The sequence below is a fragment of the Bradyrhizobium sp. 6(2017) genome, from assembly GCF_011058295.2.
Taxonomy (GTDB): domain Bacteria; phylum Pseudomonadota; class Alphaproteobacteria; order Rhizobiales; family Xanthobacteraceae; genus Bradyrhizobium; species Bradyrhizobium septentrionale.
Window position 1 is genome coordinate 8,508,033 of the sequence record NZ_CP049289.2, and the last position, 15,994, is coordinate 8,524,026.

At 63.8% G+C, this 15,994-nt stretch carries 13 protein-coding genes; 1 reads left to right on the top strand and 12 read right to left on the bottom strand.

Annotated features, from left to right (window positions below; all coding sequences use genetic code 11):
• Positions 1 to 79: 79 nt before the first annotated feature.
• The 11 genes from G6P99_RS40375 to G6P99_RS40425 form a co-directional block, all read right to left on the bottom strand.
• Positions 80 to 1,327, bottom strand: coding sequence for a dienelactone hydrolase family protein (locus G6P99_RS40375; RefSeq protein ID WP_165126121.1), 1,248 nt, complete (start codon positions 1,325 to 1,327; stop codon positions 80 to 82).
• A 149-nt stretch (positions 1,328 to 1,476) separates the two neighbouring features.
• The gene (locus tag G6P99_RS40380; protein WP_029084526.1) at positions 1,477 to 1,926 is read right to left on the bottom strand and encodes a serine hydrolase; all 450 of its coding nucleotides are present in this window, start codon (positions 1,924 to 1,926) and stop codon (positions 1,477 to 1,479) included.
• Positions 1,923 to 2,084, bottom strand: coding sequence for a hypothetical protein (locus G6P99_RS40385; protein ID WP_165126124.1), 162 nt, complete (start codon positions 2,082 to 2,084; stop codon positions 1,923 to 1,925). The genes G6P99_RS40380 and G6P99_RS40385 overlap by 4 nt, the downstream gene beginning before the upstream one ends.
• A gap of 407 nt (positions 2,085 to 2,491) precedes the next feature.
• The gene (locus G6P99_RS40390) at positions 2,492 to 3,757 is read right to left on the bottom strand and encodes a GNAT family N-acetyltransferase (protein ID WP_051346893.1); all 1,266 of its coding nucleotides are present in this window, start codon (positions 3,755 to 3,757) and stop codon (positions 2,492 to 2,494) included.
• On the bottom strand, positions 3,754 to 5,400 hold the full coding sequence (locus G6P99_RS40395; RefSeq protein ID WP_165126127.1) for a polysaccharide biosynthesis/export family protein: 1,647 nt from the start codon (positions 5,398 to 5,400) through the stop codon (positions 3,754 to 3,756). Before G6P99_RS40395 ends, G6P99_RS40390 begins: the two co-directional genes overlap by 4 nt.
• A 283-nt stretch (positions 5,401 to 5,683) precedes the next feature.
• Positions 5,684 to 8,023 carry a hypothetical protein gene (locus G6P99_RS40400; RefSeq protein ID WP_165126130.1) on the bottom strand — a complete coding sequence of 780 codons (2,340 nt, stop codon included), beginning with the start codon at positions 8,021 to 8,023 and terminating at the stop codon, positions 5,684 to 5,686.
• Positions 8,024 to 8,123: 100 nt separating this feature from the next.
• The gene (locus tag G6P99_RS40405) at positions 8,124 to 8,729 is read right to left on the bottom strand and encodes a DsrE family protein (protein WP_029085635.1); all 606 of its coding nucleotides are present in this window, start codon (positions 8,727 to 8,729) and stop codon (positions 8,124 to 8,126) included.
• 34 nt (positions 8,730 to 8,763) lie between these two features.
• Entirely contained in the window at positions 8,764 to 9,342 is a 579-nt protein-coding gene (locus G6P99_RS40410; RefSeq protein WP_245284989.1) for a hypothetical protein, read from the bottom strand.
• 32 nt (positions 9,343 to 9,374) lie between these two features.
• Positions 9,375 to 10,439 carry a TAXI family TRAP transporter solute-binding subunit gene (locus G6P99_RS40415; RefSeq protein WP_156929187.1) on the bottom strand — a complete coding sequence of 355 codons (1,065 nt, stop codon included), beginning with the start codon at positions 10,437 to 10,439 and terminating at the stop codon, positions 9,375 to 9,377.
• 709 nt (positions 10,440 to 11,148) lie between these two features.
• Complete coding sequence (locus tag G6P99_RS40420; RefSeq protein WP_035978718.1) at positions 11,149 to 11,946, bottom strand: MetQ/NlpA family ABC transporter substrate-binding protein; 798 nt, start codon at positions 11,944 to 11,946, stop codon at positions 11,149 to 11,151.
• 34 nt (positions 11,947 to 11,980) lie between these two features.
• Complete coding sequence (locus G6P99_RS40425) at positions 11,981 to 13,306, bottom strand: O-acetylhomoserine aminocarboxypropyltransferase/cysteine synthase family protein (protein WP_029085631.1); 1,326 nt, start codon at positions 13,304 to 13,306, stop codon at positions 11,981 to 11,983.
• Positions 13,307 to 13,718: 412 nt separating this feature from the next.
• Here G6P99_RS40425 and G6P99_RS40430 point away from each other — a divergent pair, with 412 nt between their 5' ends.
• Positions 13,719 to 15,122 carry an LLM class flavin-dependent oxidoreductase gene (locus G6P99_RS40430; RefSeq protein WP_029085630.1) on the top strand — a complete coding sequence of 468 codons (1,404 nt, stop codon included), beginning with the start codon at positions 13,719 to 13,721 and terminating at the stop codon, positions 15,120 to 15,122.
• A 40-nt stretch (positions 15,123 to 15,162) separates the two neighbouring features.
• Here G6P99_RS40430 and G6P99_RS40435 read toward each other — a convergent pair whose 3' ends face one another.
• Complete coding sequence (locus tag G6P99_RS40435; RefSeq protein ID WP_029085629.1) at positions 15,163 to 15,945, bottom strand: MetQ/NlpA family ABC transporter substrate-binding protein; 783 nt, start codon at positions 15,943 to 15,945, stop codon at positions 15,163 to 15,165.
• Between the last annotated feature and the right edge of the window lie 49 nt (positions 15,946 to 15,994).

Here is a 15,994-nt window from a genome sequence, read left to right on the forward strand (position 1 = left end):
CCGAGCGCCACGCGCTTTCGTTCGCCACCAACGCATCACGGTTTGAGATGCCTTGAAATTAAGCCGGAACGACCATCATTCACTTCGCGGCCTCGCCCACGACCGATGTCAGGAAATCGCGTAGCGCATTGCGCGATTGTTCGGCCGCTGCTTGATTGAACTCGATGCGGTGTCCGTCATATTGGAAAGTCGGGCCCGGACGGTCGAAGTCGTGATAGGCGCCAGGATAGACGATGAACTGGATCGGTGGGCCTTCGGCCTTCGGTCGGGACATACCCCAATCACCCTCGCCGTTGACCAGCTTGCGGCAGGCATCGGCGGGCGTCCAGTCATCGCGCTCCCCGATCATAATCAAGGTCGGGACGGTCATCGGTCCCTTCACTTCGATGCAGGCGGGATAGAACGCGACGGCCGCGCGAAACTTCCGCTCTGATGATTGCTCCACAGAGCCACGCTCGACAGCTGCGAGACTGAACCAGCCGCCTTGGGAAAATCCGGCAACGACAACGCGTGCTGGATCGACATACGGCTGCTGCGCTAGAAAATCCAGAGCGCGGTAGGCGTCAAAGAGCGAATCTGCAGGCGCGCCGCCGCGGCAGGTATTCTTGATGCCGCGCGGACCGTGCCTGTCGATAGTCAGCGCGACATAACCCCAGGCGGCGATCTTCACGCCCCAGTTTTGATCAAGTTGATCCGAAAAGCCACCGCATCCGTGCAACAACACTACCGCGGGAAAAGGTCCTGGGCTCGTGGGACGCCGCAGATAACCTTTCAACATGAGCGGCGTCGGGCTCTGAGCCGGACCAGCGAATTGCACCACTTCGGCGGGGGAGGACGATCGCTGATCGCCGGAACAAACCAGCGGCCCGTTCAGGCAAAGCGACAGGTACAGGCTGCGCTCGACGGCTCTCCGGGCGTCAGCATCCGAAACACCATTGGCGTCGTAGCTGCTGATCACTTGTACTGCCGAAGCGCTTGCTTCCGCAATGACACGGACGGTCGTGCGATAGTTCGTAACAGACGTCGTTACAGAGTCTGCCGCATAGGCAAGACTGCGACCGACATCGTCCCGGGCCTCTAGCGTCTCCACGGCCGTGCGGCTGGTGCCGAAAAACCGCAACGTGCGAATCTTGCCGTCGGCGCTGAGATCGCATCGCTCGACCGCCGGATGCCACGATGGTATCCCGCAGAACTCGCCGATTTTGGTCCACAATTCGTCGGCCGACAGTATAGAGGTCGCGGTCAAGCGCGACTCAAGCGCCGGCGTTGAAGCTGTTGCAGAGACCAGCAAGGCCGTTGCAGACAGAGCCGACGCAACACGTTTCACGCGATATCTCCCGCTATCCACCCCACATCGGTGCGTTCACTCTAGAGCCTCCGAACTCAATCGTTGGAAGGCGGCGCGACGGTCAAACTAGGATATTTCTCGGCGGAGGTCCGCACCGGGTCAATCGCGTCGTTTTGGTCTGCCGCCGATCACTTCCGATCTACCCCGCAGAACGGACATTCCCGGAGCCGGTTGGCGTGTCTCAAACGGGCCACAACCGGCGGAACGGGTGTTTCGAACAGCCGGCAAGGATAGTCGGCGCGCTGGAGGCCTATCACGCTGGGTCCGTTCGGAGCGCGCGCAGGGCAGCTCCGCCCTTCCTCGTCCCAGGCCACGCCCGAGCACATGCGCATGACATTGCGAACCGTGACGCCCTCATAGGCCGAGCTGCGCAGCCGCGGCAAATAGAGGTCGCAGCAATCGTCCAGGCTACCGATCGCGCCATCGTGCAGCGCAGCGCCGACGAGCGTCGCGACGATCGATTTCGTGGTCGAATAGCCCTCCCGACGCCTGCCCGGACCGCTTTCCATGCCATAGCGCTCCAGCGCGATCTCGCCGCCCTTCAGGATCAGGACTCCGGCCGTGCGGCACCTGGTCATACAGTCGCTGACGCTGAGATGCGGCCGCCCACCTCGACGGTCAGGTCCGCGAGCGAGCGGGTGTGCGGCGGCAGCGGCCGCACCGTGTCGCTGCGCCGGATGATGCGATGCGGCCAGTCGCGGAACGTCGCCGTATTCGTCGGTGTGTCCGAGGTCATGGATTGCTCCTCCCGTTAAGACGGCCTCAGATCGCCCGATCTGGAGGGGCTTGCAATGCAAGTTAAGTTGGTTTGTACTGACCTTGTCGCGCTGGCGCGCTCGCGCCCCGACTGCCATTCCGGAAATCACACTGTCAGGTGTTCGCGAATGTTCCCTCGGGGGCGCTTCTCTCCGTTGGGGGCGGGTCAAAAGCTCCCGTTCGGCGCCCGGCCACCTCATCGTCCTGAAGCCTTCCGAATGTCCGCTTTGGGGCGACACCCCTGCGGTCGAGGCGGCATGACCCTGAGTAGCTGCGATTCAACATGGATCGGAAGCGCCCATCCCCGGGTCATTTTCTGACCGTTGTGGCGTTTGCGCCATAATACCTCAAGTTTGAGCCAGGCTGCGCACGATCAAACGAGGCTGCTTATGGCCCTTGGATGGCTTGAGGCGAACTGCCATCGCCATGTCCGGTCGGGGCCGTTCGTACGCTCATTTGCTTTCGCACGAACTGTCCCAGCGCTTGCCTGGCGCGCCGAAGCCTTGCCTCGACGCGGCGCTCCAGGGTGTCCCCGCCTATGATGCTCCACGTCAGCGCGTGCTCGGCATTGGCGAGCTGGGATTTGTGACGGGCGAAGCCGGCCAGGAAATCGTAACCGCGCTCGCCGCGCGACATACTATCCTCGATCGACAGCACATGGCTGACCAGGCCAGGCTTCACCCGGCCATCCTCCTCGTAGAGAAGCCCGCTTTGGTAGTTCAGGACATAACCGTCGTGCACGAAATTGTACAACACTCCGACCGTCTGCCCTCCAACCAGCGTCCGTGAGATACGGATGGCGCCGCTGGGGACCCCGCGTGCAATCAGGTCTTCATGAAAAGTGCGGAAGCCGGGGTTGGCAAAGGATCCCTTGGCTCCCCATCGCGATTGATGAAAGCCGGCCAGCACATCGAACGCGGCGAGCGCTTCCGACGTCGTCTCCATGACCCGGAACTCGACAGGGCCGCGTTCGGCATACAGCCTGATGGCGCGGTTGATGGCCTGGCGGGTGTTGCGACCCAATGAGGCTCGGTAGTCCCCGCTCTTCTCACCGATCTTGGTGAAGTCGACCCACCGCGCAACGTCTGCTTCCCTCACTTCACTCAAAAGCCCGACCCGATGAGCTGCGCGAGAGGCGAGCGCCCCAAAGTCCAGATCAATTCCGGAGAGGACAAGCTCGTCGGAGACACTTAGGCTGCCCGCAAGAGCGTCGAGGCATGCCGCCATGACGGGAGCAGCCGAACCTTGCTCGGCAAGGATGCCGTTATATTCGATGAACAGCCGGTCGAAGCGAGCGTCTCCGGTTTCGTTGAGCAGCCAGCGCGCCCGCCCCTGCGGTCCGAAGCTCCACACCGTCCGCCGGCACACGATCGCCAGGCCGACGGTTCTCCCGGACATCCGCGCGACCAGCACATGTGGTCGTGCGCCGCGCGGGAGGTGCGCGAGCCACGTGCCGACCCAGAGCCAGGACAGATAGAACGAACCTGCCGCTCGCCGCTCCAGCTCCTTCCAGGAGACCTCAAGTTCTGCAATGTCCCCCAAGGGCTCAATGCGGACATCGATCGGCTCATGGCAACTGGCTTGCTCGACCGAAGCCGCGCGATCGACATCCGGCGAGGATTTCAGACGGGATGACGTCCTGCCGGGCATCATTTTGGAGCAGTCGTTTGATCCGCGACCGCTCGGCCAATCTCCTTTCGGTCGGAAGTTCGCCCAACTGGCGGTCGATCGGTCGGTGACGTGGCCGGGGCCGACGGACCGGCCTGGTTCGAATTGACCTGACTCGAATTGACTTGGCTCGGGTTAACTTGGCTCGAATTGGCTTGGTTCGAATTGGCTTGGGTCTTCGCGTCGCCCTCGTTCACAATGATGTTCACGAGATCGCCCGGCTGCAACACGGTCATCCCGTTAGACTCGATAGCGACCGGCCCGGTCGCTGTTTGCCGCACCACCTGGTAAGTTGTCCGGTTTGCCTCTTTCTGGGCCCGGACCGCAGGTAATGTGTTGAGGACCCCGTCACTGATATTGTACTCGCGCTCATTATCCGCAATCTGGCGTTCGATGGCCTCGATCTCAAGCTCCAGGTCGTTCCGGATATCGGCCTGGATTCGAAATCCTTCGGCCTCGAGCGTGGCAAGGCGCTGTTTGGCCGTCGCATACTGATTGAGCGCCTCTCGCTTACGCTGCTCGGCATCGGTCAACTCGATCTGAACCTGATTCATCACCGTTGCGCTGATGACATTGCGGTCCGCGAGCGCGCGCATGCTGTTGGCACGCTCCTGACGCAGCTTGACCAGGTCGTCGAGCGCTTCCGTGCGGCCATACACGGCAACATCCTGCTTGGCCGCTTCCAGCGAGCTCTGAAGCGTGCGCTCGCGGTTGATGCGGGCAGTGGCGATCACCTTACGCCGATCCGCCTGTTCGCGGACAAGGTTAGCTGCTTCAGCCGCTCCCGCCAGATCGATCAACCGAAGCGGAATCTTGGCCTCGGCGCCGTCGCGTTCGGCCTTCAGCACTGCTGCGCGTGCCAACAGCTTGAGCATGGCGTCAGCCGAGCCGCTCCGCCTCAGGGATTCCCGCACCGCTTCGATCTTCTGCCATGGCTCCGAGGCGGCCCGGTCGAGCCCACCGGCCAGCGCCATCGCGTGCAGCACGGTCATGCCCGAAACATACTTGAATGAGCCGGGGCTCTTGACCGGCCCCAGCACGTAGATGGGTGCGTGCTCCACCGACAGAATGTTGACCACGCCCTTGTGGCCGAGCAACTGATCGAAGGCCTCTGCCAAATCGGTGCGAACCTGTAGTGTTGACCGCTCGGCAACCCGAATGGCGCCAAGCAAGGGGACCGAAATCGTGCCGTCGTCCTGAACAGTGTATGGGCCGCTCAGTTCCGGACGCTGCACGAGACCGCGCAAGGCCGAGCCCGAGCCGCGCCCCCATTTGTCCTCCTCGAGTTCGACGCGCTCGTAGAAGGCAATCGTGAGTTTGTCGCCGATGCCGCACAACTCTCCGGCCGGCGCAGCCCGCGCCGGGCCGGCGATCTTGGAGCGTTCCGCGATTGCGGAGGCAGGCGTGCCGTTCGATACGACCGGCGTCATCGACGGCCGGCCTGACGAATCCGGCTTTGCTGCCGCAGCGGCTTGTGGCACGGCCTGAGCCGACCTGTCGTACTGGGCACCGAGCGTGGCAAACGCCTTTTCCACCACCGCGTGCGAGAGTATCTCGACCGCGCCCCAGTTCCAGATCGCTGCCACACCGACGACGGCAAGACCGGCGATTGCAAGGATAGTTCTCATTCCTCCGCGAGCTCGGAATGGCGTGGGCCGAGCGGGCTTGGACTGGTGTTCGACAACCATAGACGCGACTTTCGCGTTCGACGATGGCTACCACGTCGCCGAACGCGACCGTGGCTCCAAAAGCGGCACTACGACAAGCAGAGCTCAGCCATCGTGACCCCTGGGAGGAGGACGCACAACTATCCCATTGTGGGCACCCCTTTTGAGTAAACCGCGGCAAGCCCCGCGCAGACGGCTGTTGGTCGTTAAGTCAATGAGATCGCCCGGTTAATTTGCACATGCGCTACTGGCGCAGCGCTTCCAGCCGCGATTTCGCCTCCCGGACTCCCGCGGCGTCGGCATTGACATAGAGATCTTGCGCCCTGCGGGCGTCACCGCGCGTGCCGTAGGTCCCCCATTTCGCAAGAATCAGCGGATCGTAGGTCTCTGCCAGCGCGAAGCTCGCCTGGGCGCTGCCCATTTCGATCGCCCGCTCCAGTACGAGCCGCGCCGCGCCGATATCCCCCTGCCGGAGCAGCGAGCTCGCTCGCGCGACCAGCCCTGCAGCTTCCGCGGCTTGCTCGGGAGCAGGCGGAGCAGCGGCACGAGCAGGAGCTGGCAAGGTTTGCTGGGCGACTGGATGAGCGGTCACCTCAATGGACTTGGGCTTGTCCCGCGGGATTGAACCGGTCGTCACGGCGTTTGGCGCAGCGCCACGCGCGTTGCGGACCTGGGCCTCATACGCATGGACTGTGCTCAGCCACAGGGAGGAACTCTGTGCCTGGGCATCCATCCTTGCGCGCAATTGCCTCAACTCGGAAGCACCGGCTTCCGCTGCCTGCCTCTGCAGCGAGACTTGCTCGCTTGCCTTTGCCGCTCGCGCCGTCTGGGCTTCACCATCGCGACGCGCTGCCGCAAGATCCTGCTCCAGCCGCGCGGACTGTTCTCGCTCCTTTTGCAGATCCGCGGCGGCGCTCTTCCCCGCCGCTTGCAGGCGGGACGCTTCCTCCCCTGCCTTGGTCACGAGCACGGTCTTGCTCTCGATGTCACGTCGCGCCGCCGCCAGATCCTGTTCCAGCCGGGCGGTTCGCTCTCGCTCCTTTTGCAAATCCGCCGCGCCGCTCTTATCAGCCGCTTTCAGCCGGGAGGATTCCTCCCCTGCCTTGGTCGCGAGCGCGGTCTTGCTCTCGATATCGCGTCGCGCCGCCGCCAGATCCTGCTCCAGCCGGGCGGACCGCTCTTGCTCCTTTTGGAGGTCCGTGGCGGTGCTCTTCCCCGCCGCTTGCAGCCGGGAGGATTCCTCCCCTGCCTTGGTCGCGAGCGCGGTCTTGCTCTCGATATCGCGTCGCGCCGCCGCCAAATCCTGCTCCAGCCGAGCAGACCGCTCTTGCTCCTTTTGGAGGTCCGTGGCGGCGCCCTTCCCTGCCGCTTGCAGCCGGGACGCTTCCTCCCCTGCCTTGGTCACCAGCACGGTCTTGCTCTCGATATCGCGTCGCGCCGTCGCCAGATCCTGCTCCAGCCGCGCGGACCGCTCACGCTCCTTTTGCAGGTCCGCAGCGGCGCTCTTCCCCGCCGCTTGCAGGCGTGAGGTTTCTTCTCCTGCTTGCGTGACCAGCGCAGTCTTGGTCTCGACGTCGCGTCGCGCCGCCGCCAGGTCCTGTTCCAGCCGCGCTAATCGTCCAGAGTCGTCGGGGGTGGATTTGCGGGGCGAAGCCGTGGCCTTTTCAGCCGCCTGCCTGAGGTCCGTCGCTTCTTCCGTAGCTTTGCGGGCCTGCGCCTCATAGGCGAAGATCGAACTGCGCGCCCGGGAGAGGTCCTGTGCGAGCATGTCCGCTTTCTCGCGCGATTGCTTCAGCTCCGCGGCCCCGGCTTCTACCACCCGCTTCTGGCGCAGGACATCCTCGCCCGCCTTTGCCGCCGCCGCCGTCTGGGCCTCGACATCACGCCGCGCCGCCGCGAGACCCTGTTCCAGCCGCGCGGACCGCTCACGTTCCTTTTGCAGGTCCGGCGCGCCACGCTCGCCTGTTTGCTTCAGCCGGGAAACCTCCTCGCCTGCCTGTGTCGCGCGCGCAGTCTGGGTCTCGACATCACGCCGCGCTGTCGCAAGATCCTGTTCCAGCTTTCCTGCCCGCTCGCGCGCCTGTTGCAGGGCGTCCTGCAACTCCGCGCCGCCCTGCGCGGTCTGCTTGGTCGGGGCAGCGCCTTCGGCCGCTTTCGCCGCCAGCGCAGCCTGGATTTCGCGTCGAGCCGCGGCGAGGTCCCGCTCCAGCCCTTCCGCCCGCCCGTGCTCGTACTCGATACGCTGCATCAGGCTGATATCAAGCCTTGCACTGGAGAGTTCGCAGGACAGCTTCTCCGCCGACTGGGGCTTCTGTTCCGGAGGCTGCGCAGTCTCAGCGGTCGCTCCCTGCGCAACCTGCACCGGTTTGCCGGTGTCCCCCGCGCCCTGCGGCACGACTTCGGATGCCGAGGGGCGCGCCGGATCGGGCGACGCCCGTGTCTCCGGCGCCCACGCCATCGCCAGCACGACCGCGGTCGTCCACAACAGCGCGGGTCGTCCGAGCTTGAGCGCGTGTCGACGCTGCGAGCCCGCGATGTTGCAGAGAGTACCTACTTCATCGTTGAGAAGAACCGTGCGACCCATCCGCAATCACCCGTCGCAAGGCGACACGATCTGTTGAGGTGCGGCATTATGCGCCCCAACTCCGCGCGAAGCCATCCACCCCTTTCGGGTTAGGCGGCGGTCACGGCTTCACGTAGGACCAGCCCTTCTCCTGCAGTTCCATCACGCGCACGACGCCCGACTTCACCACCTCCGCCTGACGAATGATCGGGATGTCCTTTTTCTCCGCATTGTGCATTTTTTCCTGCGTGTTGCCGCAGGCCTTGAACGTGATCTCGGGTGTGCTCAGCGCTAACTCCTCGATACGGGACTTCACCGGCGACGTGTCATCGCGCAGCATGTGCAGGCCGGGCCCGAACGTGACCACCTCGATTTTTACCTTCTCGCCGAGATCCTTGTAGTATTGCGCGACGTTGGTCGCATTGTTGAGCGCGAGATTCATCGCGGCGGGATCATTGGTGTTCACCTGCAGGATCAATCGGTGCGGCTTGCTGTCGGGCTGCAGCCGGGCGTTGGCGGAAAGCGGCGACCGCTCCCTCTTCTGTTTGGCCGCCCTGTGCTTGAGCGTTTTGCTTTCTGCAATCTGCTTGCTGTCGACAGCGGGATTTGTCGTGCCCGGTGTCCAGTACCGTCCGCCACTTTGCTGCGCCGCTGCAAACGACGTGGCGAGCAAGACCGTTACGGCTCCGATGATGGCTACTCTCGCAGTATGTTGAAACACGCGCATAATGCCTCTCCTGTCGAACACACGTTGCTACTTGTTACCCATTGGGCTTGGCGACTGGCTGCGGCCACTTGCACGCGGCGGCGATCTTCACGCGCACCGCGTCCAACCCGCCGAGCGGGAACACTGCATCCAGGGCTGGCCCTTTCCGGGATGTGAGATGAATATTGAGGCCTCCGTTGCCCGGAAGGGACTGCAGCAGGCGAACGACATCGCCGCCGAACGCAACGCCGGTCCCCGACGCCGGCACGGCTGCCGCGACCTGCAGCGTCTGGTCGTCGTTGACGCGATAGGAGATTGCATAATCGTCGCCGCGACCGGACACACCAGGCCCGGCGACGATCAGTTCGTTCCGTCCGCCGTGGCAGCGAATCGAAAGCGTCATCCCGGACCCGCCGGCGCCATCGCGCGACGATGTCGTGGCGGTGGCGACCGGTGAATAGTCGACCGGCGACGTCGTCAGGCTGACGATCCAGTTGCCCGTCGAGTTCGCCGGGCGAGGCGCTGATGTGCGCGGCGACTTCTCGGGGCACTCCATCCCTTCGGGACATGCGCGAAGCTGCGCGATCCGACGATCGTCTGCCGCCTGCGCCCAGGACATCCCGCCCAGAAGCATGATTCCAGCCACCACGCGGGTCGCCGCGCCTCTCATTGCGATCGATTTGCCGCGGCGCGCGGCTCGCGATCGAGCCACGCCTGCGCCGCGGGGAAGCGCGCCAGGCCGGGAACGGTCGCCGCGAGATTGATCGCCTTCCACTTCGGGTCGAAGCCCGGCTGTTGCAGCTTGTCGATGCGCGAGAACAGATACTCTACAAAGCGCGCAATGCGCTCATAGCGGTTCGACTTGGCCGGGAAGTTGAAGGCCACCAGAGCGGTCGGCACCGCAATTGTCGTGACGCGCTCACCCGGCTTGATGAGGTTGGGATACTCCGATGCCTCGAGCGAGGCGGGAAGATAGAAGTCCTCGAACTTCTTGTCATAAGGCACGGGCAGGAACTTGAACCCCGGCTCCCAGCGGCCGCGCACGAAGGCATCAATCGGCTTCGAGGTGATGAAGACGACCGCGGCCATCTCGCCCTTGCGCATCTGCTCAAGCGCGACCTGATGCGGAATGAAGGTTTTTTCCACATCGAGGCCGAGGCGGCTGAAGATCAGGGGCCCCGAATAGGCCGCGGCGGTCCCCAGATTGTTGAAGTTGACCTTCTTGCCGGTGAGATCGCTCAGGCTCTGAATCTCGGGACGAACGAAGATATGCAGTTCGGACGGAAACAGGTTCAGCACGTAAGCCAGCCGTTGCTGGATATCCGGCACCTGGCTCTTGTACTCCTCGAGCGCGTCGGAGTTGATGATGGCGGCATCGATGCCACGCAAATAGAGCAGTGAATTCACATTCTCCGTCGGCCCGCGCGTCACGACCGGCAAAACGTGCAGCTTGTCGCCATCGTCCACGACGCGGGCGATTTCGGACGCGAAGCGAATGGGCGCGCCCTCGAGCAGGCCTCCGGCGAGGCCGACCGTCCAGGCATTCATCGTCACCTGCGGCTTTTCCGGCGGTGGATCGCGCCGCACTTGACGAGGTGCAGCACGTTGCGCCTGCGCATCCGTGCTGGACGGCGGAATGGTCGTGAGCAGCGGAACCAGCGCCGCCAGCACGAGCAACTGGAGCACTTTCCGCTTTGCGGTCAGCGCCCCACCTGAAATCACCTGTCTCATGGGGGGCTCCACCCTCGCCGATCCGATATTTTGCTGTAGTCTCATGCAGTTCGGCTGCGCGCGCCACTTCCCGCATGGAGAGCCCACCTACTCCTTCCGGATTATGCGCGTGCCTCCCCCAACGCCGCAGCAGCGAGGGATCGATCGGTATCGGTCGAGGCCCCGGTTGCGCGGGCGGCGCGCGATCCGGCCCGGCATCTCGGGACGCCAGCGCCGATCACCGACTGCTCGGAGAACGAACTTTCTTTATCCGCGCGGCCGACAAAACGACCGTTCTGCAAGATCGCCTCAGTCCGATCCATCGATTGCAAACTTGCGACACTGGTTGGCGTCTGCGCTCAGGCGGAGCAAGGACGTGCTATCGTGCAGTCAAACGACACTTAGGTGGAGGTTCTATGCATCCGGCGTCTTCTTGGCTCCACGCGCTTGGTCGTGTGGCCCGGCGGGTGCGGCGGTGGCGCAGGAGGCTTGCGCGCGCCGCAAATCCCGACGGACAGCGCGACTCCCGTGAGATCTTCCTGTTCGGGCCGCACGGCTAGTCGAGCCCGTGCGCACAAGATGCCTACATCTTTGGCTGACCCGCGACACCTACGGCTGACATTCCAGGCTTCGGCCTACACCCAGCGGCTATGGCGCGAATTCCTTGCTGCCCTGCTCTCCCGTGCCGAAGAGACAGGGCAGCTCCCGCTCCGCCGTGAACCGACAAGCACTAGCTGCTGAAGCCGGCGGGAATGAACGCCGGCAGCTTGTCCTCTATGAATTTCTTCACCTCAGGCGAGTTGAAGACCTGGATAAAGGCCTTGAGGCGCGGATCGTCCTTCTTGTCCGGCCGCGCCGTGAAGCGCAACACCAATCCGTCGTCCACGGTACGATCGATCAGCAGCGCCGATTTCGGATCGCCGCCCGCGGGGATCAGATAGGTGATGTTGACGAGCGCGAGCGTGACGTCGTCGAGCGAACGATAGGTCTGGGCCGGATCGAGCTCGACGATCTTCAGGTTCTTGGCGTTCTCGATGATGTCGAACCGGCTCACCGAGAAGCCCTTGCCCGGCGCCAGCTTGATCAGGCCGGCCCGTTCGAGCAGGATCAATCCCCGCGCACCGTTAAGCGGCTCGTTCGGAATAGCGACGCTGTCACCGGGCTTGATCTCGTCGAGCGACTTGATCTTCTTCGAGAACAGCCCGACCGGGGCGATCACGCCGACCTTGTCCACCTGGACCAGATTTAAGCCGCGCTGCTTGTTCTGGATCGCGAGATAGGTGGCGTGCTGGAACAGGTTCGCGTCGACGTCGCCGCTGTTGACCACCTCGTTCAAGGCGACCCAATCGGACAGCTCGACGATCTTGACGTCCTGTCCCTTGTCCTTGGCGAGCTTGGCGGCGAACGCCGCCAGCTGGCCGACCGGACCGGCGCTCGTCGCGATCTTGAGGGGCTCGTCGGCGACGGCGTTGGCCGTCAAGGCAAGGAGGACGCCTGCCGCTTGCGCCAGGCGCAACAATGTCTTCATCATCTCAATCCTGTTCCAATGCTGTCGAGTGCGATCACGCTGCCTTGCGGGCGCTGCCACCGGCCTCGGCCTGCGCCAGGGCCTGAACGAGGTCTGCGATGATGTCGTCGGGGTGCTCGATCCCGACCGAGAGCCGCACGTAGCCAGGCGTGACGCCGGCCGCGAGCTGCTCCTCACCGGTGAGCTGCTGGTGGGTGGTCGAGGCCGGATGGATCGCCAGCGACCGCGCATCGCCGATATTGGCGACGTGATAGAACAGCCTCAGCGCGTCGATGAAGCGGCGGCCGGCCTCGACGCCGCCTTGCAGCTCGAAGCCGACGAGCGCGCCATAGCCCCCCTTCAGATAGGTGTCGGCGCGGCGCCGGTTCTCCCCCTGCTGCAATCCCGGGAAGATCACATGCGAGACGGCGGGGTGCCTGGCCAGGAAATCCGCCACCTTGATCGCATTCTCGCTGTGCTGGCGCAGCCGCAACGGCAGCGTCTCGAGCCCCTGGATGAACTGGAAGGCGTTCTGTGGCGCGATCGCGGCGCCGAGATCGCGCAACAACTTCACGCGCGCGCGCAGGATGTAAGCGATCGGCCCGAGCGGCTTGGCCGCCTCCGTCCAGATCGCGCCGTGATAGGCGGCGTCCGGCTGGGTCAGCAACGGAAAGCGCTCGGCATGCGCCGCCCAGTCGAAATTGCCGCCATCGACGATCGCGCCGCCGATCGACGTGCCGTGACCGCCGATATATTTCGTCGTCGAATAGACCACGATCGCAGCGCCATGATCGAACGGGCGCGCGACCAGCGGCACCGCCGTGTTGTCGAGAATGAGCGGCACACCGAGCGAGCGCCCGATGTCAGCGACTTCCCTGATCGGGAACACGTTGAGCTTGGGATTGGGCAGGGTCTCGGCAAAGTAGGCGCGGGTCTTCGCGTCGGTTGCGCGACGGAAATTCTCGGGGGCGGCCGGATCGACGAACCGCACCTCGATGCCGAACTGCTTCAGGGTTTGCGACAGCAGCGTCCAGGTGCCGCCATAGAGATCGGTGGAGGAGACGATGTTGTCGCCGGCCTGGGCAATGTTGAAGATCGCAAAGGCCGATGCGGTCTGGCCCGACGCCACCGCGAGCGCGCCGACGCCGCCTTCCAGCGCAGCGAGCCGCTCCTCGAAGGCATCGGCCGTCGGGTTCTTGATCCTCGTGTAGATCTGCCCGATCGATTCCAGCGCGAACAGCCGCGACGCATGGTCGGTGCTCTCGAACTGGAACGAGGTCGTCTGATAGATCGGAACTGCTACTGCGCCGGTCGCAGGATCCGACCGGTAGGACCCGCCATGCAGGGCGAGCGTCTCGAGATTCTTCGTTTCGACCGGCATTTCGAAATCTCCTGGGATCGGTGAACCAAGCGTTGCAAGTCGCGAAATGATGCGCAGCGACTTTGCGGCTGTCGAGATGTCCAGGAAAATAGCGATGGACGTACTGGCGTCTCACGGAACGGCATCGTGAATTTTTCAGATGGCACATCCGTCGCGACGCATTTGTTTCGTGCGCGACCGCCATTGCCGGCGCGCGATATCGCGCGTCACACAGCGCGGATCGAGCAGTTGATCGCCCGCGCTCGCGGATTCCCGCAGACTTCCGACCGGACCGGAGGCGCCAATGAGCGTGACCCTGCTACCCGGGATTTCCGATATAGCAGGATTTTCACGCTTCCTCGCCGAATACAAAACAAAGTCGCGCAGGCAAGCTGTTACGTTGTTCCGACGCGATCCCTATCGGAACAGGTCGATGGCCAAATCAAAAGAGCTTCGCTTCAACGCGTTCAACATGATGGCGCCAAGCCACAACTGGGCCGGCCTGTGGTCGCATCCGCGCGACACCTCGCTCAACTACAACTCGCTCGACTATTGGGTCGAATATGCCAGGACAGCCGAGCGCGGACTGCTCGACGGCATCTTCCTGGCCGACGTGTTCGGCATTTATGACGTCTACGGCAACACCCCGGACGCGGCGCTCAGTCAGGCCGTTCAATTGCCGAACGCCGAACCGACCCTGCTGGTCTCGGCCATGGCGCTGGTCACCAGGCATCTCGGCTTCGGCATCACGTCCAACCTCACCTACGAACATCCCTACCAGTTTGCCCGTCGCTTCTCGACGCTCGATCATCTGACCAACGGGCGGATCGGCTGGAACATCGTCACCGGCTATCTCGACAGCGGCGCCCGCGGCATGGGGCTCGAGGCGAACCGCGCGCATGATGAGCGCTACGAGGCGGCCGAGGAATTCCTCGCCGCGAGCTACAAATTATGGGAGGGCAGTTGGGAGGACGGCGCAGTGCGCCGGGACCGTGCGGCGCGCATCTTCACCGATCCGGCGAAAATCCATCCCGTCCGTCATCAAGGGCAGCACTACAAGGTCGACGGCATCCACCTCGCGGAGCCGTCGCCGCAGCGCACGCCGCTATTGTATCAGGCGGGCACTTCGAAACGCGGCCGGGCCTTTGCGGCGCGGCACGCGGAGGCGATCTTTCTCAACGGCCAGACCCGGCCAATTCTCGCCCGCGCCGTCCGCGACATCAGGAGCGCGGCAAAGGAGTTTGGCCGCGATCCCTACGATATCCACCTGTTTGCCGGTGCGACCGTGATCGTCGCGCCGACCCGTGCAGAGGCCGAGGATCTGCTCGCGGACTATGCCGCGCATGTCGACCAGACCGGTCAGCTGGCTCTGCTCTCGGGCTGGACTGGAATCGATTTCTCGACTTATCGCCCCGACCAGGCGGTGCAATATGTCGAGAGCAACGCGATCCAGTCGATGGTCGAGAACTTCACCTTGCGCAGCGACCGCCCGGTCAAGGTCGGCGATCTCGCGACGCTGAGCCGCGTCGGCGCGCGCTCGCCCTTCGTGGTCGGCTCGCCGCAGGATGTCGCGGACGAATTGATCGCCTGGGCGGATGAAACCGATGTCGACGGCTTCAACCTCTTCCGCCTGGTCGCACCGGAATCGCTTGATGCCTTCGTCGACCTCGTGGTGCCGGAGTTGCAGTCACGCGGGGTCTACAAGACGGCCTATCGCGAGGGCACGCTGCGGGAAAAGCTGTTCCCCGGGCGCGGGCCGCGGCTTCACGCCACGCATCCCGGCGCAAGCTACCGGCTCGCGCCTTCGAATGCAGTCCGTCCCGACGCTGCCGAATAGGATGGCGTACCGGCAACGGATACCCATCACCAGGTTGCGGCTACCAGCTCGGCAGCACGGCGCCCTTGAACTTGGTCAGGACAAACTCCTTGACCTCGGGCGTGTGATAGCTGTCCACGAGGACCTTAACCCACGGCTTGTCCTTATCCGCGGCGCGAACCGCGATCAGGTTGACGTAGGGCCCCTTCGGATCCTCGCGCAGGATCGGATCCTTGACCGGATCGAGGCCGGCCTGGGTCGCATAGTTGGTGTTGATGACGGCCGCGTCGACATCGTCGAGCGCACGGGGCGCCTGCGCCGCATCGACCTCGACGAATTTGAACTTCTTGGGATTGTCCGCGACATCGAGGACCGTTGGCTTGAAGCCAACGCCGTCCTTCAGCTTGATCGCACCCTTGTCGCGCAAGAGCAGCAACGCCCGGCCGCCATTGGTGGGATCGTTCGGGATCGAGATCTTGCCGCCGTCCGGAATGTCGGCCCAGCTCTTGTGCTTCTTGGAATAGACGCCGATCGGAAAGTTGACCGTCAGGCCGACCGGCTCGATCTTGTAGCCGCGATCGGTCTTCTGATTGTCGAGATAGGGCTGGTTCTGAAACGAATTGGCCTGGATGTCGCCGGCATCAAGCGCCGCATTCGGCACCACATAATCGGAGAACTCGACAAGCTGGATATCGAGCCCGTTCTTGGCCGCGATCGGCTTCACCGCCTCGAGGATTTGCGCATGCGGCCCGGGCGTCACGCCGATCTTGATCGTTTCCGCCGAGGCGGCGGCCGACCAGATCGCCAGCACGCCGGCAAGCACAATAATGGGACGAAAGGACATTTTGGTCTCCGTAGGAACTTAGCAATGACAAACAGCCCCGAAGGGATCG